General features: G+C 73.9%; 14 protein-coding genes. 6 read left to right on the top strand and 8 right to left on the bottom strand.

Annotation, left to right across the window (positions count from 1 at the left end; translation table 11 throughout):
• Positions 1 to 66: 66 nt before the first annotated feature.
• Positions 67 to 537, top strand: a complete 471-nt coding sequence (locus tag DE149_RS11735; RefSeq protein WP_060973549.1) for an alkaline phosphatase D family protein — start codon at positions 67 to 69, stop codon at positions 535 to 537.
• Positions 538 to 566: 29 nt separating this feature from the next.
• Here the strand turns inward: DE149_RS11735 and DE149_RS00325 are convergent, their stop codons facing one another.
• Genes DE149_RS00325 through DE149_RS00340 form a run of 4 tightly spaced genes read right to left on the bottom strand, consistent with a single transcriptional unit; the run spans position 567 to position 3,965 of the window.
• Positions 567 to 1,574 (bottom strand): glycine betaine ABC transporter substrate-binding protein, encoded by a 1,008-nt coding sequence (locus DE149_RS00325; RefSeq protein WP_113913747.1) that lies wholly within the window; start codon positions 1,572 to 1,574, stop codon positions 567 to 569.
• Complete coding sequence (locus DE149_RS00330) at positions 1,571 to 2,323, bottom strand: ABC transporter permease (RefSeq protein WP_036382910.1); 753 nt, start codon at positions 2,321 to 2,323, stop codon at positions 1,571 to 1,573. The genes DE149_RS00325 and DE149_RS00330 overlap by 4 nt, the downstream gene beginning before the upstream one ends.
• Positions 2,320 to 3,327 (bottom strand): ABC transporter ATP-binding protein, encoded by a 1,008-nt coding sequence (locus DE149_RS00335; RefSeq protein WP_070709188.1) that lies wholly within the window; start codon positions 3,325 to 3,327, stop codon positions 2,320 to 2,322. Before DE149_RS00335 ends, DE149_RS00330 begins: the two co-directional genes overlap by 4 nt.
• Positions 3,324 to 3,965, bottom strand: coding sequence for an ABC transporter permease (locus DE149_RS00340; protein ID WP_002855197.1), 642 nt, complete (start codon positions 3,963 to 3,965; stop codon positions 3,324 to 3,326). The genes DE149_RS00335 and DE149_RS00340 overlap by 4 nt, the downstream gene beginning before the upstream one ends.
• 228 nt (positions 3,966 to 4,193) lie before the next feature.
• Between DE149_RS00340 and DE149_RS00345 the strand changes: the two genes are divergently transcribed.
• Positions 4,194 to 5,495 carry a dicarboxylate/amino acid:cation symporter gene (locus tag DE149_RS00345; protein WP_063190255.1) on the top strand — a complete coding sequence of 434 codons (1,302 nt, stop codon included), beginning with the start codon at positions 4,194 to 4,196 and terminating at the stop codon, positions 5,493 to 5,495.
• Between the two features lie 73 nt (positions 5,496 to 5,568).
• On the opposite strand, the gene DE149_RS00350 is transcribed toward DE149_RS00345, so the two are convergent.
• Positions 5,569 to 7,050, bottom strand: coding sequence for a sugar porter family MFS transporter (locus DE149_RS00350; protein WP_063190256.1), 1,482 nt, complete (start codon positions 7,048 to 7,050; stop codon positions 5,569 to 5,571).
• A 139-nt stretch (positions 7,051 to 7,189) separates the two neighbouring features.
• Between DE149_RS00350 and DE149_RS00355 the strand changes: the two genes are divergently transcribed.
• From DE149_RS00355 to arfB, 3 genes are all read left to right on the top strand, one after another.
• Complete coding sequence (locus DE149_RS00355) at positions 7,190 to 8,932, top strand: bifunctional 3'-5' exonuclease/DNA polymerase (RefSeq protein WP_113913748.1); 1,743 nt, start codon at positions 7,190 to 7,192, stop codon at positions 8,930 to 8,932.
• A 137-nt stretch (positions 8,933 to 9,069) separates the two neighbouring features.
• Entirely contained in the window at positions 9,070 to 10,515 is a 1,446-nt protein-coding gene (locus tag DE149_RS00360) for an MFS transporter (RefSeq protein ID WP_063190258.1), read from the top strand.
• Positions 10,508 to 10,963: an alternative ribosome rescue aminoacyl-tRNA hydrolase ArfB gene (gene arfB / locus DE149_RS00365; RefSeq protein WP_036338705.1), complete on the top strand. Its 456-nt coding sequence runs from the start codon at positions 10,508 to 10,510 to the stop codon at positions 10,961 to 10,963. Before DE149_RS00360 ends, arfB begins: the two co-directional genes overlap by 8 nt.
• 27 nt (positions 10,964 to 10,990) lie before the next feature.
• Here arfB and DE149_RS00370 read toward each other — a convergent pair whose 3' ends face one another.
• Positions 10,991 to 11,983 (bottom strand): cation diffusion facilitator family transporter, encoded by a 993-nt coding sequence (locus DE149_RS00370; RefSeq protein ID WP_113913749.1) that lies wholly within the window; start codon positions 11,981 to 11,983, stop codon positions 10,991 to 10,993.
• A 146-nt stretch (positions 11,984 to 12,129) separates the two neighbouring features.
• Here DE149_RS00370 and DE149_RS00375 point away from each other — a divergent pair, with 146 nt between their 5' ends.
• Positions 12,130 to 13,260 carry a trans-acting enoyl reductase family protein gene (locus DE149_RS00375; RefSeq protein WP_113913750.1) on the top strand — a complete coding sequence of 377 codons (1,131 nt, stop codon included), beginning with the start codon at positions 12,130 to 12,132 and terminating at the stop codon, positions 13,258 to 13,260.
• Between the two features lie 28 nt (positions 13,261 to 13,288).
• On the opposite strand, the gene DE149_RS00380 is transcribed toward DE149_RS00375, so the two are convergent.
• Together DE149_RS00380 and DE149_RS00385 are read right to left on the bottom strand one after the other, a co-directional pair.
• Positions 13,289 to 14,941, bottom strand: a complete 1,653-nt coding sequence (locus tag DE149_RS00380) for an AarF/ABC1/UbiB kinase family protein (RefSeq protein ID WP_036338696.1) — start codon at positions 14,939 to 14,941, stop codon at positions 13,289 to 13,291.
• 43 nt (positions 14,942 to 14,984) lie between these two features.
• Positions 14,985 to 16,307 (bottom strand): DUF4921 family protein, encoded by a 1,323-nt coding sequence (locus DE149_RS00385; RefSeq protein ID WP_170747997.1) that lies wholly within the window; start codon positions 16,305 to 16,307, stop codon positions 14,985 to 14,987.
• Between the last annotated feature and the right edge of the window lie 57 nt (positions 16,308 to 16,364).

The raw sequence follows: 16,364 nt of genomic DNA on the forward strand, positions 1-16,364 counted from the left end.
CGGCCGCCTGGGCGAGTCGGCCGTGGCCCGCTTCACGACGGCGCCCGGCGAGCGTGGCAGGAGTACATGCCGATCGCCGACTCCACGGCCCTGCACCGCGGCTCCGGCCTCGCGCCCACCCGCATCCACCGCAGGATCCCCCGCGGCGCGACGCTCGACGTGTTCGCCCTGGACATGCGCACCCACAAGGGCGAGAACACCCAGCGTCTCGAGACCCACGAGACCCCGATCCTGGGCGAGGAACAGCTGCAGTGGCTCATCCGCGGGCTGCGCGCGGCGTTCACCGACTTCGAGCCGTTCTGGGAGTTCGTGGCCGGCCCCATCAACGCCGGATCGTCCGGCCCGAACACGCTGGACGGCACCTTCGGCCCGCGCCTGGACTTCGAGGCGCACGGGCCGGTCATGGGCTCGCCGCGCTCCGGCGAGCACCAGTACTTCGGCCACGTCGAGATCCCCGAGGACGGCCGCGAGTTCCGGGTGCGTCTGATCAACGCCGTCGGCCGGACGGTCTACTCGCGCACGCTGACGGCTGCCTGATCCGCGGTGTCGGCGGCGTCGGCGGACCGTCAGTCGGTGATCAGGCCCTCCTCGCGGAGCCAGTCCCACGCGACCTGGGTGGGCTCCTCGCCGTCGACGTCCACCCGAGCGTTCAGGCGCGCGGCCGTCGCGTTGTCCAGGCGCGCAGTCACGGGCGCCAGCAGGTCGGCGATCTCGGGGTGCTGGGCCAGGACCTCCTCGCGCACGATGGGGGCTGCGTTGTACTTCGGGAAGAAGCTCAGCGGGTCCTGCAGGGTCGTCAGGTCCAGCGCGGCGATCCGCCCGTCCGTGGAGTACGCCTCCCCGAAGGTGCACGTCCCGTCCGCCACCGCGGCGAACACCGCCCCGATGTCCATCTGGCGCAGCCGGGATCCGGTGGGCCGTTCGATCCCGTAGGCCTCGAGCATGGGCAGGAATCCGTCGTTGCGGGCGGCGAATTCGGCACTCACGCAGAAGGACTGGTCCTCCGTGGGGAGGTCCTTGATGTCCGCGAGTGTCTCCACGCCGAGCTCCTCCGCACGGTCCTGGCGCACGGACAAGGTGTAGGTGTTGTCGAGTTCGGTCGGCGGCAGCCACACCAGGCCCTGCTGCGCGTCCTCGTCCCGGACCGCGGCCCACTGCGCCTGGGGGTCCGGGATCGGATCGGTGTGGCCCAGGTACGTGATCCAGGCCGTCCCCGTGTAGTCCCACTCGACGTCCACGACGTCCGCGACCTGGGCCTGGCGCGCACTGAGCGAACCCGGCATGTTGGTCAGATCCTCGACGTCGGCCCCCGCGGAGCGCAGCAGGATCGCGGTGATCTTGCCGAGCACGACGCCCTCGTTGAAGTTCTTGGACCCCACCGCCACGTGGGCGCCCTCGAGGTCGATCCCGGCGACGTCGCCGGCGGGCGTGCCCGAGGGCAGGTAGCCGCCGGCGGTGCTCAGCCCGCACCCGGACAGGACCAGGGAGGCCGCCAGGCCGAGCACGGCGAGCACGGCGCGAGCGGGGGTCCGGCCGCGGCGGCGAGATGGGATGGTCGCGCGCGGGGTGGTCATGCGAGCCCCCTCGGCGTGGCCAGCGTCTCGACGAGGCGGCCGATCCACTCGATCATCAGGGCGAGGGCGGCCACGAGGATCGCCCCCGAGACGAGCAGCGGGAAGCGGAACAGGACGATCCCGGTCTGGATGAGCAGGCCGAGGCCGCCGGCGTCGATGAACGTCGCGAACGCCCCGGTGCCCACCAGCAGCACCAGGGCGGTCCGCAGACCCGCCATGATCACGGGCAGGGCCAGGGGCAGCTCCACCCGGAGCAGGGTCTGCAGCGGCGACATGCCCATGCCGCGGGCCGCCTCGACGACGGTGGGGTCGACGCCCCGCAGCCCGGCCAGCGTGTTGGCCAGCACGGGCAGGAACGCGTAGAGGGACAGGGCCAGGACGGCGACCCGGAAGCCGAACCCCCACGCCATGGCGAGCAGGACGATCACACCGATCACGGGGGCGGCCTGACCGGCGTTGGCCAGCCCCATGGCGACGGGGGTGAACCGCCGGGCGGCGGGGCGGCTCAGCAGCACGCCGAGCGGGACGGCCGTCGCCACGACCAGAACGGTGGACACGCCGACGAGGGCCAGGTGCTCGGCGGTGAGGCGCAGGACGGTGGGCCAGGTCAGCAGCCGGGCCTCGACGTCGTCGAGGGCGGCTCCGCGCACCCAGACGGTCCACCCGATCAGCAGGGCGGCCACCAGCAGCGGCAGGCCGATCAGGAGCAGGCGGTCTTCGGCGGAGGCCGAACGCAGCCGGGCGATCATGGCTGAGCCTGCTCGTCGGCGGCGCGGGCGTGCGCGCGCAGTGTCGGATAGTCGAGCAGACCGATGACCGTGCCATCACGGACCACGGCGATCTCCTCCGTCGGGGCCATGACCAGCGCCGCGAGGGCTTCGCTGATCGGGGTGGCCGCGTCGAGCACGGGCCCGCCCGGCAGCGGGCCCGTCGGGTGGTGTGCGATCGGGCGCAGCGGCAGCGAGTCGACCGACCGCAGCCCCAGCCGCTTGAGCCCCGCCCCCGACCCCACGAGGTCGGCCACGAACTCGGTGGCCGGCCGAGCCAGGACCTCTTCGGGGGTGGCGTACTGGGCCACGTGCGCGCCGGGTTCGAGCACCAGGATCCGGTCGCCCAGGAGCACGGCCTCGTCCACGTCGTGGGTGACCATCACGATGGTCTTGCCCACCCTGGCCTGGATGTCGAGCATCTCCTGCTGCAGGCGCTCGCGGGTGAGGGGGTCCACGGCGCCGAAGGGCTCGTCCATGAGCAGCACGGGAGGATCCGCCGCGAGGCCCCGGGCCACGCCGACGCGCTGCTGCTGTCCGCCGGACAGCTCGCGCGGGAAACGGTCTCGATAGATCGCCGGGTCCAGGCCGACCAGGTCGAGCAGCTCGTCCACGCGGTCGGCGATGCGCCGGCGGTCCCACTTGAGCAGGCGCGGCACCAGGCCGACGTTCTCGGCGACGGACAGGTGGGGCATCATCCCGCCACCCTGCACGACGTAGCCGATCTGACGGCGCAGCCGGGTGGGGTCACGGCGTGTGATGTCCTCCCCGCCGATCAGGATCCGCCCGGAGGTGGGCTCGATGAGGCGGTTGATCATCTTCAGCGAGGTGGTCTTGCCGCAGCCGGACGGGCCGACGAACACCACGGTCTCCCCCGCGGGGATGACGAGGTCCAGGGCGTCCACGGCGGGACGGTCCTGCCCCGGATAGAGCTTCGTCAGGGACTCGAGACGGATCTCGGCCCCGGCGTCACGGTCGGTGCTCATGCGCGCAGTCCCTTCGAGATGGTGAGCCGGCCGAGCAGCACGAGCAGCCCGTCCAGGACGAGGGCGACGACGACGATGCCGAGGGTGCCCACGAGGGCGTAGTTCAACGCGTTGGCGCCGCCCAGGGAGACCAGCCCCGTGAAGATGTACGAGCCCAGTCCGGGCCCCAGGACGTAGGCCGCGACCGCGGCCACGCCCATGCCGAGCTGGCCCGCGACCCGGATGCCGGTGAGGATCACGGGCCAGGCCAGCGGGAGACGCACCCGGGTGAACAGCGCCACCGGCCCCATGCCCATCCCCCGGGCGGCCTCCAGCACCTCCGGGTCCACGCCGCGCAGACCCACGAGCGCGTTGCGGAGGATGGGCAGCAGGGCATAGAAGACCACCACCACGACGGCGGGGACGGTCCCGATGCCCACCAGGGGGATCAGGACGCCGATGAGCGCGAAGGAGGGCAGGGTCAGCCCGACGGCCGTGAAGGCGTTCGCGATCGGGGTCAGGGCCTTGATCCGCGTGGCGATCACGGCCAGCGCGATGGCGAGCACGGTGGCGATGGCCAGCGCCTGCAGCACGAGCCACCCGTGCTGCCACGCCCGGAAGAGGATGTCGGGCCAGCGTGAGGCGAGGAACTCGCTCATGCGGCCTCCACGCCGGCAGCGCACCCCTGGGCGGCCCGGGCGTCTGCGGGGCGGGGCAGGACCGTCATCGTCGTCTCCTTCGGTCCGGGTGGGTCGGGCGTGCTCTTGCACGCTCCCCGAGATGGTGGCGCTCCCTGTGTTCTGCGCCACGAAGGGGGTCACCGGCACCGCCAAGGATGGCCTACCGACCGGGCGACGGGCAGGACGGCCTGCGCTAGCGTGTCGGCCATGTCTCGCTCCCACTCCGACGCCCTCGACGCGTCCGGCCCCGACTCCGGGGGCGCCGTCGCCGTGCCCCGCCGCCGCGTCGGCCTGCTGCCCCGCATCCTCGTCGCGATCGTGGCCGGCGTCCTCGTCGGCCTGGTCGCGCCGACCTGGCTCGTGCAGGCCTTCGCCACCTTCAACGGGCTGTTCTCGAACTTCCTGGGTTTCATCGTCCCGGTGCTGATCCTGGCGCTCGTCGCCCCCGCCATCGGCGACATCGGCCGGGGCGCGGGGAAGCTGCTGGCCCTGACCGGCGGCATCGCCTACGGCTCCACCCTGGTCGGCGGCTTCGGCGCCCTGCTGGTCTGCCTGCTCGTCTTCCCGCTGATCCTCACGCCCGGGTCCTTCGAGGGGATGGCCAACCCTGAGGACGCGCTGCTCGGCCCGCTGTTCGAGGTGCAGATGGACCCGCCCTTCGGCGTGATGACGGCCCTGCTGCTCGCGTTCGTGCTCGGCATCGGCCTGACGACGCTGCCGCGCGGCGCCCTGCACGAGAGCTTCGACCAGCTGCGATCCATCATCGAGCGGGTCGTCATGGGCCTGATCGTGCCGCTGCTGCCCGTCTACATCTTCGGCGTGTTCCTGAACATGACCGCCGCCGGCGAGGTCTTCAAGGTCATCACCACGTTCCTCGGCGTGATCCTGCTGGTCTTCGGCCTCACCGTGGTGCTGCTGCTCGTCCAGTACGTCGTCGCGGGCGCGATCGCGGGCCGCAACCCGTTCACGGCACTGAAGACGATGCTGCCGGCCTACGCGACGGCCCTGGGCACCTCGTCCTCGGCGGCGACCATCCCGGTGACCCTGCGCCAGACCCTGCTGCTCGGCGTGCGCCGGCCGATCGCCTCGTTCGTCGTGCCGCTGTGCGCGACGATCCACCTGGCCGGCTCCACGGTGAAGATCGTCTCGTTCTCCATCGCGGTGCTGTTCCTCTCGGGCCAGTCGATCGACGTCCCGGTGTTCGTGGGCTTCATCTTCATGCTGGGCGTCACCATGGTCGCGGCGCCCGGCGTGCCCGGCGGCGCGATCGTGGCGGCCTCGGGCCTGCTGTCCTCGATGCTCGGCTTCACCGAGCCGCAGGTCGCGCTCATGGTCGCCACGTACATCGCCATCGACTCCTTCGGCACCGCCACCAACGTGACCGGCGACGCCGCCATCGCGATGATCGTCGACAGGATCGCCGGAGACCGTCTCATCGAGGACTCCGAGGACGAGGGCCTGGAGCGCCTCGACGACCAGGAGGCCGCCACCGGCGCCGACGCCGGCTGACCCGCCCCGCACACACCACGGCCCCCTCCCTGTCTGCAGCTCAGGGAGGGGGCCGTCGTCGGGACGGGCGGTGTCAGCCGCGCAGGTCCCGCTCGGCCTCGGCGCGCACCGCGCGCCGCTGCCCCGGGGAGCGCACGACGACGTCGCTCATCTCCTCGAGCGTCTTGCCCTTGGTCTCGGGCACGAAGGCCGCCACGAAGGCCAGGGACAGCGCCGCCATGACCGCGTACAGGCCGTAGGCGAGGGTCAGGCCGATGTCCGCCAACCACGGGAACGTGGTGGAGACGGTGAAGTTCGCCGCCCACTGCGCGGCGGCGGCCACGGCGAGCGCGCCGGCGCGGATGCGGTTCGGGAACATCTCGCCCAGCAGCACCCAGACCAGCGGACCCCAGGTGGCGCCGAAGAACACCACGAAGGCGTTCGCGGCCACCAGCGCCACCGTGGACCACGGTTGCGGCAGGGACACGGACTCGCCGCCGCCCGTCTGCGCGAAGGAGAAGGCCAGTGCCATCAGGCCGAGGCTGACCGTCATGCCGGCGGAGCCGGCGATCAGCATGGGGCGACGGCCGACGCGGTCCACCAGGGCGATCGCGATGAGGGTGACGGCGATGTTCGTGACCGAGGTGATCACGGTGACCGTGAGGGCGTCCGACTCCCCGAAGCCCACCGAGCGCCACAGGGTGGTGGAGTAGTAGAAGATCACGTTGATGCCCACGGCCTGCTGGAAGACGGAGAGCAGGATGCCGATCCACACGATCGGCTGCAGGCCCGCCGCCGGTCCACGCAGGTCCGCCAGCGACTCGCGGCGCTCCGAGTCCAGCGAGCGCCGGATGTCCTCGATCATCAGGTTCACCCGGTCCACACCGGTGAACTCGTGCAGGACCTCGGCCGCCTCGTCCGTGCGGCCGCGGGCGACCAGGTAGCGCGGGGACTCCGGCAGCTTCAGGGCGAACAGGCCGTACAGCACCGCCGGGACGGCCTCGGCCAGGAACATCCAGCGCCAGGCGTCGACGCCGAGCCAGAACGGCTGCGCCGCTCCCCCGGCCATCGTCGCGAAGAGCGCGTCCGTGAGGAGCGCGGCGAAGATGCCCAGGACGATCGCCAGCTGCTGGAGCGAGCCGAGGCGACCGCGCACATGGGCCGGGCTGACCTCCGCGATGTACGCCGGAGCGATCACGGACGCGGCGCCCACGCCCAGGCCGCCGACCATGCGCCAGAAGATCAGGTCGACCACGCCGAACGCCAGACCCGAGCCGATGGCGGAGACCAGGAACAGGATCGCGGCGATTACCATCACGGGCACGCGGCCGCGGCGGTTGGCGATCGGCCCGGCGAACCAGGCGCCGAGAGCGCAGCCGATCAGCGCCGAGGAGACGGCGAAGCCCGTGAGACCGGCGCCGAGGCCGAACTCCCCGGCGAGGGCGTCCACGGCACCGTTGATGACCGAGGTGTCGAAGCCGAACAGGAAGCCGCCGAGCGCGGCGGCGACCGAGATGCCGACCACCTTGGCGTTGAGGCGAGACGTCGCGGCGCCGCCGGACCGGGTCGCTGTCATGGTGGGTCCTCTCTGGGTGGCGCCCGACGGCCCGCTGCGCGCCGGTGCGTCCGCACAGTGTGTTCTCCGCTCAGCGAGCGTGCAAGTCGCACAGCCCCTCGCCCCGCCCACGGTGAGGCGGCGGGGCAGAATGAGGGCCATGTTCGTCGTCCTGGGCCCCGCCCCCGCCTCCGTCGGCAGCCCCGGCACCTGGTGGGCCCTGGACGGGGAGGGCGATGACGCCGTTCCCCTGGGCTCCTGCGCCGCCGGGTCCGTGGCCGGGCTCGTGGCCGGTCTGCCCGCCCGCCTGGGCGTGGACCCGAGCACGGTCCGCTGGGTGCTCGCCGACGTCGGGACGGAGTACGCCGCCTGGCTGGCGGCGGGGGTGCGGGTGGATCGGTGCTGGGACGTGGCCCTCGTCCAGCGGATCCTGCGGCACGCGGCGACGGCGCCGGGCAGCGGGGTGCGTTACACGCCCGTGGCGCAGCTCGAGGTCGCCGACCCGACGGAGCCCGAGCGCCCGGCGCGGGTGCCCGCCGGTCAGGAGTCCTTCTTCGACCTGCCGGACGAGTCCGGCCCCGCCCCGGACGTCACCGTGCTCGCGGCGGAGCTGGCCGCGCAGCGGGCGGCCGTCGAGGGCTCGGCCCACCCGCACCGGCTGCGGCTGCTCGCGGCGGCGGAGTCGCAGGGCGCACTCGTGGCCGCAGAGATCCGGGCGGCGGGTCTGCCGTGGGACCGGGGCGTGCACGAGGCGCTCCTCGCCGAGCAGCTCGGCCCCCGGCCTGCACCGGGCGAGCGTCCCGCCCGCCTGCAGACCCTGGCCGAACGCATCGCCGACGTCCTGGGCTCCCCCGGGCTGAGCCCCGACTCGCAGCCGAGCCTGCTGCGGGCGCTGCAGACGGCGGGCGTGGCCGTGGAGTCCACGCGGCAGTGGGACCTGAAGCACTGGATCGACGCCGGCGGCGCGGAACGCGAGGCGCGGGCCGCGCTGCTCGCGCCTCTGCTGGAGTACAAGGCCCTGGCCCGGCTGTGGACGGCCAACGGCTGGCACTGGCTGGACCAGTGGATCGGCGACGACGGCCGGTTCCACGCCGCCTACCTGGTCGGCGGCGTGGTGACCGGGCGGTGGGCCGCCCACGGCGGTGGGGCCATGCAGGTCCCGGCCGGGGTGCGCGACGCCGTCCGCGCAGACCCCGGGTGGACGCTGACCGTGGCCGACGCCTCCCAGGTGGAGCCGCGCATCCTCGCCGCGATGGCCGCCGACGAGGCGCTGGCCCGTGCCGGGACCACGCCCGACCTGTACCGGGAGGTGGCGGAGCAGGGCCGGGCGGCCGGCACCGCGCTGGCCGACCGCGGGCGCGCGAAGATCGCCCTGCTGGGTGCGATGTACGGCTCGACGACGGGCGACTCCGCGGCGCTCATGCCGCACCTGCGCCGGCTCTACCCCCGAGCGATCGGCCTGCTCGAGCGGGCGGCCTCCGTCGGCGAGGGAGGCGGCCAGGTGTCCACGTGGCTGGGCCGCTGGTCCCCCGCGCCGGGGCGGAAGTGGCAGGAGTCCGTGTCCGACGTCGGCACCCAGGCCGCCGAGTCCGCGGCCCGGCGACGGCGGCGCTCCCAGGGCCGCTTCACCCGGAACTTCGTGGTGCAGGGCACCGCGGCCGAGTGGGCGCTGTGCTGGATGGGCGAGATCCGCCGTCGACTGCGCTCGGCCGGCATGCGCACGGAACTCGTGTTCTTCGTCCACGACGAGGTCGTCCTGCACGGCCCGGCCACGGAGGCCGAGGCCGTGCGGACGGTCGTGGCGGAGTCCGCGAGCGCCGCCGGCCGCCTGCTGTTCGGTCCCGCCCCCGTGGACTTCCCGCTCACCGTCTCCAGCGTGGGGTCGTACGCGGACGCGAAGTGAGCGACGGGGCGGCAGGGCGACGGTCGCGGTCATGGCCTCCGTGCGCCGCACCGGGCCGAGGACCCTCGGACCTGGCACGATGCGGGACGAGGGCCGATCCTGGAGAGCGCCCGAGACACCCTTGTGAAGGAGACCGCATGCCCGTCGCCCCGCGTCCGTCCGACGGCGCCGCGTCCTCGGTCTTCACCCCGCACCAGCAGCGCATCCTCGCGGTGCTCCTCATCCCGATCTTCATGTCCCTGCTGGCCGTGTCCAGCATCAACGTGGCCCTGCCCGCCCTGCAGCGGGGCCTGGACGCCAGCGACGCGGAGCTGCAGTGGGCCATCTCCGGCTACACCCTCGTGTTCGGCATGGTGCTCGTGCCGGCGGGCCGGGCGGGTGACCTCTTCGGCCGCCGCCGGCTGTTCCTGGTGGGCCTCGGCGTGTTCGCGCTCGGTGCGCTCCTGTCCGGCCTGGCGCCCACGGGCGTCCTGCTCGTGCTCGCGCGCCTGGTCATGGGCGTGGGCGCGGGCCTGCTCAACCCGCAGGTCACCGGCTTCATCCAGGGCGAGTTCTCCGGCGCCTCCCGCGCCCGGGCGTTCGGGGCGCTCGGCGCCGTCGTCGGGGTGTCCGTGGCGGTGGGGCCGCTGCTCAGCGGCGGGCTCATCGCGTGGCTCGGCGGCGACCTCGGCTGGCGCGCGACCTTTCTGGTGAACGTGCCCATCGCCCTCGGCGCCCTGATCGTGGCCCGCCAGTGGCTGCCGCGCACCGCCCCCGAGCGGGCGCGGCGTCCGGACCTGGACCCGGTCGGCGTCGTCCTGCTGGCCGGCGCCCTCGTGGCCGTCATGCTCCCGTTCCTGGACCGTGAGCTCGGGCCGTGGCGGTTCGTGCTCGTGCCCGTCGGCATCGGCCTGGCCGCCCTCTGGACACGCTGGGAGGCCCGCTACGCCCGACGGGGCCGCGCCCCGATGGTGGACCTGCGCCTGTTCCAGACCCGCAGCTTCGCGTGCGGCGCCCTGCTGATCGCCATCTACTTCACCGGCTCGACCAGCATGTTCGTGGTGATCGCCATGTTCATGCAGAACGGGCTGGGCTACCCGGCGCTGCACGCCGCACTCATCGGCCTTCCCTCGGCGGTCATGTCGAGCGTGATGTCCACCGTGGCCGGTCGCGTGGTGCTGCGCACGGGCCGGAAGATCGTCGTCCTCGGCATCGCGCTGGCGCTGCTCGCCGTCGTGGGCTCCATCGGGGTGGCGTGGGCCAACCGGGAGTTCGGCCTGAGCCCGTGGTGGCTGCTGCTCACCCTCGCCATCTTGGGTGCCGGGCAGGGGCTGGTGGTCTCCCCCAACCAGACCCTCAGCCTGGCCGAGGTCCCGCCGCGGCACTCCGGCACGGCCGGCGGCGTCCTGCAGACCGGCCAGCGCGTCGGCACGGCCGTCGGCACCGCCGTGATCGTGGGGGTGTTCCTGGGCGTCGCCTCCGGTGCCGACTGGGACGGGGCGTTCATGGCCGCCTTCACCCTGGTGGCGGGGTGCATGGCGCTCGCGCTCCTCGTCGCACTCGCGGACCTGCGCGGACCACGGACGGCGGCGCCCCGTGGCTGAGCCCCGCCCCGGCGACGTGCGCGTCACCCCCGGCCCCGGCGCACCCCGCGGGCTGGTCATCCCCGCGGGCGAACTCGTCGAGCGCTTCTCCCACGCCTCCGGCCCGGGCGGTCAAGGCGTGAACACGGCGGACTCGCGGGTCCAGCTCAGCCTGGACCTGGCGGCCACCTCCGCCCTCGACGACGTCCAGCGCGCCCGCGTCCTCGCGCGGCTGGCGCCCCGGCTGGCCGGGACGGTCCTCACCGTCAGCGTGGCGGAGCACCGGGCCCAGCGGCGCAACCGGGTGGCCGCCCGCGAGCGGCTCGCGGCGCTGCTGCGCGAGGCCCTGGCCCCGCCGACGCCGCGGCGTGCTACCAAGCCGACGCGCGGCTCTCGGCGGCGCCGCCTGGAGGCCAAACACCGTCGCTCCGAGGTGAAGCGCACGCGCCGCCGCCCCGGCCTCGACTGAGGCCGCTCGCCCGCCGGCCGCGCGGGCTCAGACGCGGGTGTTCTGCGATTCCGGGGCCAGGGGCGCGTGGGCGGGGTTGGACAGGGAGAGCACGACGGCGGCCACGCGCGGGTGTTCGAGGAGGGCGTCCTCCACGCGCTGGAGCAGGACCGCGGCCTCGCTCTCCCGCTCGTCCCCGGCCAGGTCCACGGCCCCGACGACGAAGAGCTTCTCCGGGCCGACGTACTCGAGGTGCAGGTAGCTCACGGAGAGCACCTCGGGCCGCTCCAGCAGCCAGCGCAGCACCCGGGTCCGGACCACCGGGTCGGCGACCTCGCCGACGAGGAACGCCATGTTCCGCGAGAGCAGGAAGATCGCGACGACCCCGAGCAGCACGCCCACGAGGATCGAGCCGGCGGCGTCCCACCGGGGGTCCCCGGTGAGCTGGTGCAGGGCGAGGGCGGCGGCCGCGATGACCAGGCCGATCAGGGCCGAGGCGTCCTCCACCCACACGGCGCGCAGGGTGGGGTCCGAGGTCTGGCGCAGGAACGTGGCATCGCTGATGTGCCGCCGCTCCGCGTCGCGGCGGACGCGCCGGTGCGCGTTCAGGAACGAGATGCCCTCGAGCACGAACGCGACGGCGAGCACGATGTACGCGATCGTGTACTCCGCCTCCTCCTCGGGGGCGGACCAGGCCGTGATCCCGTGCCAGACCGAGACCGCCGAGCCCACCGCGAACAGGCCGAAGGCCGCGACCATCGACCACACGTAGGCCGCGCGCCCGTAGCCCAGCGGGTGCCGCGCGTCGGGGGCTCGGCCGGCCCGACGCTCCGCCAGCAGCAGGAAGACCTCATTGCCGGCGTCGGCCCAGGAGTGCGCGGCCTCCGCCACCATCGCGGCTGAGCCGGTGACCGCGCCCACGATCGACTTGACGACGGCGATCACCGTGTTCACGCCGAGGGCGATCAGGACGGTCAGCAGGCTCTCGCCGCCGGTCTCTGCGGCGGGCGAGGCGGAGTGAGCGGGCGGGGTGCGGGTCATCCTTCGAGTCTGCCCCTGCAGGCGGGTGCCGGACCAGGCTCGCCGTGTCCGGGTCCGCCGGTCCAGGAGCGCGAGATGGGGTCCACGCGGATCGGCGTCGCCGAGCCCGTGAGGTCTCCGCATGCGCGGCCTAGCTGTAAGAGGGCATGACGGATTCTCCCCTGCATCTCGACCATCCCGGCGTCCCGCGCATCATCGTGCTCGGCGCGACGGGCTACGCCGGATCCCTCGTCGTGGACGCCCTCCTGGCCCAGGGTGCACGGCCCGTGCTGGCGGGCCGGAACCGGGACTCGCTCCAGCACGCGGCGACGCAGCACGACGGGCTGGAGGTCGCCGTCGCCGACGCCGGGGACCCCACCTCGCTGAGGGCCCTGGTCACAGAGGGCGATGTGCTGGTCTCCACGGTCGGCCCCTTCGAACGCTACGGCCGACCCGTCGCCCGCGCCGCCGCGGAGCGGGGCGCGCACTACGTGGACTCGACCGGTGAGATCGGCTTCGTCAAGGACCTCAAGGCGGACCTGGACGCCACCGCCCGACGCACGGGTGCCACCCTGCTGCCCGCCCTCGGCTTCGACTACGCGCCGGGCATGCTGGCGGGCGGGCTCGCGCTGGCGGAGGCCGCCGGACGGGCGCGGTCCCTGCAGATCGGCTACTTCGCCGACGGCGAGCTGGACCCCCGCGTCGACCTCAGCCACGGGACGCGGCAGACGATGGTGGACGCCCTCACCGAGCGGACGATCACGTGGCGCGGCGGGCGGCTGGCGACCACGGGCCTGGCCAGCCGGTCGGCCGTCTTCCGGGTCGACGGGCAGGACCGCCGCGGCGTGCTGTTCGGCGGCACGGAGTCCCTGTTCCTGCCGCGGATGCAGCCCGGCCTGGATGAGGTCGAGGTCTTCAACGGCTGGTTCCCGGCCCGGCCCACGCAGATCGGCGCGGCCGCCCTCGGCGCGGTGGGGTGGCTCCCCGGCGTCGCCCGCGGCGTGCAGGCCCTGCTGCGGCCCCTGGCCGGGGACCCGGGTGGCCCCGACGCCGCGGACCGGGCCCGCACGGGCTCCCGAGTCGGGGCGATCGCGCGGGACGCGGCCGGCCGCGTCGTGGCGGACGTGCACCTGCGCGGCCCCAACGCCTACACGTTGACCGGGGACCTCATGGCCTGGGGCGCCCGTCAGCTCGCCGCAGGCCGGGCCCGCGAGGCCGGCGTCGTCAGCCCGATCCAGGCGTTCGGCCTCGACGACTTCGAGACGGCCTGCGCCGCGGTCGGCCTGGTGCGGGCATGATCCCGACGACTGACCCCGCCCGTGGCCCTCAGCGGGGGCGACGCCGCGGGCGGCTGATCCAGGCCAGATAGGCGCTGCCGCCGGTCAGGGCGGCGCCGCCGGCGGCCACCACCGGCCCGGCGAAGCGGCCGAGCCGGTCCTTGTACGCCACGAGCACGTTCGTGCCGCCGGTGATCATCGCGGCCACCACCATGGCGGCCACCACCCGGTCGCCCGTCCGCTCGAGGCGCGTCACGAGCGGCTCGAGCTCGCTCGCGCGGACGGTGACGTCGATCCCGCCGTCGTCGATGCGTTCCATCACCTTGCGGGCGTACTCCGGCAGGTCGATGCCGAGCTCGGCCGCCGCGATCGTGGCCCGGCCGATCCGGCCCGCCACCCGCCGGGGGTCGAGGTGCTCCCCCACGAGGCGCAGGGCGAACGGGTCGAGCACGCGGGTGTAGTCGAAGCCGGGGTGCAGGCGGCGGCCGATGCCGTCCACGATGATCAGCATCCGCAGCAGCTGCACGAGCTCGGGCGGCAGGGACAGCCGGTGGCGCCGCACCAGGGCGAAGATCTCCGAGATCAGCTGCGCCACGCGGATGTCCTCGAGCTCGCGCCCCTCGAGGCGGCCGACGATCCGGGCCACCTCCAGCCGGAGCCGACGGCGGTCCACCGGGCCGCGCGGCGGGGCGATGTCCAGCAGGGCCCGCACCAGCCCGTCGGTGTCCTGCCGGGCCAGCGCCATGGCCAGGCCCGCGAACCGGCGTCGAAGGGACGGGGAGATCCGCCCCACGGAGCCGAAGTCGATGAACCCGACGGTCCCGTCCGGCTCGATGAACAGGTTGCCCGGGTGCGGGTCCGCATGGAACACGCCGTGCTCGAACACCATGGCCAGCAGCACGTCGGCGGCCCGGTACGCCAGCTCCTCCCGGTCGATGCCGGCGGCGTCGAGTCCGGCCAGGTCGTCCACGCGCAGCCCGGAGAGCTCCTGCATGGTCAGCACGCGCGAGGTGGTCAGGTCCCACTCGATCCACGGGAACCGCACGCCCGGGGTGTCCCGGAAGCCGGCGGCGATCTCCTCGCAGGCCCGCGCCTCCACCACGTAGTCGAGCTCGGCGCGCAGCGAGCGGTCGAACTCGTCCACCATGGCCGGCACGTCCAGGTCGGCGAAGGTCCGTGAGGCCCGCGACCACGTGGCCGCCAGCGTCCGCAGGATCTCCAGGTCCGCCTGGACCTGCTCCACCACACCGGGCTTGCGGACCTTCACGACGACGGCGCGCCCGTCATGCAGGCGCGCGCGGTGGGCCTGACCGATGGAGGCGGTGGCCAGGGGCGCCCGGTCGAACCAGGCGAACAGGGTGTCGACGTCGGCGCCGAGGTCCTCCTCGACCGTCCGGGCGACGGCCTCGAAGGGCACCGCCGACGTGCTGTCCGTGAGGCGGGCGAACGCCGCGCAGTAGGCCTCGGGGAACACGTCCGGGCGCGCCGAGATCAGCTGCCCGAGCTTCACGAAGGTGACGCCCAGCTCCTCGAACGTGCGCACGAACAGCTCGGGGCGGGCCTCGGCGTCGATGCCCAGGTGCGGCTCCCCCTCCTCGAGGGGCAGCCACCGGGAGAGCCCGGCCTGCACGGCCGTGGCCATGAGGCCGTTGCGGGCCATGACGTGGGCGATCTCGCGGTAGCGCTGCAGGTGGAGGGCCATGACGCCCACGCTACCGACCGCGCGGAGGGACGGGCCCCGCCGCTCAGTCCGCGTACCGGAGCATGCCCGGCCGGACCCGCGCGTCGGCCCCGATCCGCATCCCGTCCGCGAGCGCGCCCGCCGCCCGCAGCTCCCGCAGCCTCGCCAGCACCCGGTCCCGCACGTCCCACGGGCTGAGGGTGTTGACGTTGATCTTGGTGGCGCCCTCGAAGCCGGCGAGGGTGGAGACGCGCCACTTGAGCATCACGCGCCACGGCATCGGGTCCGCGACGCCGGGCGGGCGGGTGTGCCACTCCTCGTTGGAGGGGACGTCCGGGCCGGTGGCCGCGTGGGCGGCGTGCAGCAGGTCGGACATGCCGCGCAGCTCGGCCGGGTCCTGCCGCCACGGCTCCCCCACCGGGCTCGTGGAGTAGACCTCGACCGTCGGGTACCGGTGGCCGAAGCCGGCGAACATCACGGCGTGCTCGTTCTCGGCGATGACGAGGTCGTGCGCCACGGCGACGTCCAGCGCGGCGTGGTTGAAGACCTGCGGGTCCTCGCGCAGCCGGTCGAGGGCGGCGGCGTTCTGCGCGCCGATCTCGTCGATGGCCACGAGCTGCTTGTGCAGGTGGTCGAAGGAGGCGCCGGCGGGCTTGAGCCAGTTCTGGAACACGGAGACGTACCGCACGGCGGGCGTGGTCGCGTAGAGGTCCCGCATCGCGTCGGCGGTGAGGGCCAGGAAGGCGTGGTGCTCGTCCGGGGTGAGGGTGCCCGAGGAGGCGAGCTGGTGGTCGTCCACGGCGTCGTCGACGAAGTGCCGCCGGGCGATCACCACGTCGTGCGTGCCGCCGAAGAATGCGGCCGACGCCGCGATCAGCTCCGCCTCGGACATCGCTGCAGCCTCCTCGGTGGAGCGGCCGGAGGCGCGCAGCTTCGCGGCGACGACGGCGCGCACGTGGGCGCGGCCGGCCTCGGTGGCCAGGTATTCGTCACGGCGGCGGCGCGCGTCCGGGGGAAGTTCATAGCCGTGGTTGAGACGCCAGTAGTCGTAGCTGAGGATCTCGAAGAGGTTGGGGACCCGGCGAAAGGCCGGGGTCGTCTCCTCGAGCCGCTCCGCGGCCGGGTGCCGCAGGATCTGCCAGGCCGGGGCGCCGTCGTCGGCCCTCATGGAGACGATGCGTGACTTCTCCGGCGGCGTCTCCAGCATCCGGTGCTCGCAGAAGGCGCAGTGCCGGCCGTGCTGGGCGGGGTCGAGCGGCTGCGGGGCGGGCCGGACGAGGCCGAGCGGGCGGTGGCCGCGGCCGGGCACGGTCCAGACCTCGGTACCGGTGAAGGGGTTGCGCTGCTTGACGGTGCCGTCCGGCAGTCGGGTGAGGGGCTCGCTCACAGACGGGTGCACGAGGCCAGGATACGAGGCGGTGCCGGCCCGGGCAGGCCGGCGCCG

The sequence above is a fragment of the Micrococcus sp. KT16 genome, from assembly GCF_003315015.1.
In the GTDB taxonomy this organism is placed as follows: Bacteria; Actinomycetota; Actinomycetes; order Actinomycetales; family Micrococcaceae; genus Micrococcus; species Micrococcus luteus.

Coding starts and splice junctions, on each gene's coding strand:
- DE149_RS00340 (WP_002855197.1), bottom strand. CDS start 3,965: ATGAGCGAGTTCCTCGCCTCACGCTGGCCCGACATCCTCTTCCGGGCG.
- DE149_RS00380 (WP_036338696.1), bottom strand. CDS start 14,941: ATGGCCCTCCACCTGCAGCGCTACCGCGAGATCGCCCACGTCATGGCC.
- DE149_RS00360 (WP_063190258.1), top strand. CDS start 9,070: ATGCCCGTCGCCCCGCGTCCGTCCGACGGCGCCGCGTCCTCGGTCTTC.
- DE149_RS00335 (WP_070709188.1), bottom strand. CDS start 3,327: ATGAGCACCGACCGTGACGCCGGGGCCGAGATCCGTCTCGAGTCCCTG.
- DE149_RS00355 (WP_113913748.1), top strand. CDS start 7,190: ATGTTCGTCGTCCTGGGCCCCGCCCCCGCCTCCGTCGGCAGCCCCGGC.
- DE149_RS00345 (WP_063190255.1), top strand. CDS start 4,194: ATGTCTCGCTCCCACTCCGACGCCCTCGACGCGTCCGGCCCCGACTCC.
- DE149_RS11735 (WP_060973549.1), top strand. CDS start 67: ATGCCGATCGCCGACTCCACGGCCCTGCACCGCGGCTCCGGCCTCGCG.
- DE149_RS00375 (WP_113913750.1), top strand. CDS start 12,130: ATGACGGATTCTCCCCTGCATCTCGACCATCCCGGCGTCCCGCGCATC.
- DE149_RS00350 (WP_063190256.1), bottom strand. CDS start 7,050: ATGACAGCGACCCGGTCCGGCGGCGCCGCGACGTCTCGCCTCAACGCC.
- DE149_RS00370 (WP_113913749.1), bottom strand. CDS start 11,983: ATGACCCGCACCCCGCCCGCTCACTCCGCCTCGCCCGCCGCAGAGACC.
- DE149_RS00330 (WP_036382910.1), bottom strand. CDS start 2,323: ATGATCGCCCGGCTGCGTTCGGCCTCCGCCGAAGACCGCCTGCTCCTG.
- DE149_RS00325 (WP_113913747.1), bottom strand. CDS start 1,574: ATGACCACCCCGCGCGCGACCATCCCATCTCGCCGCCGCGGCCGGACC.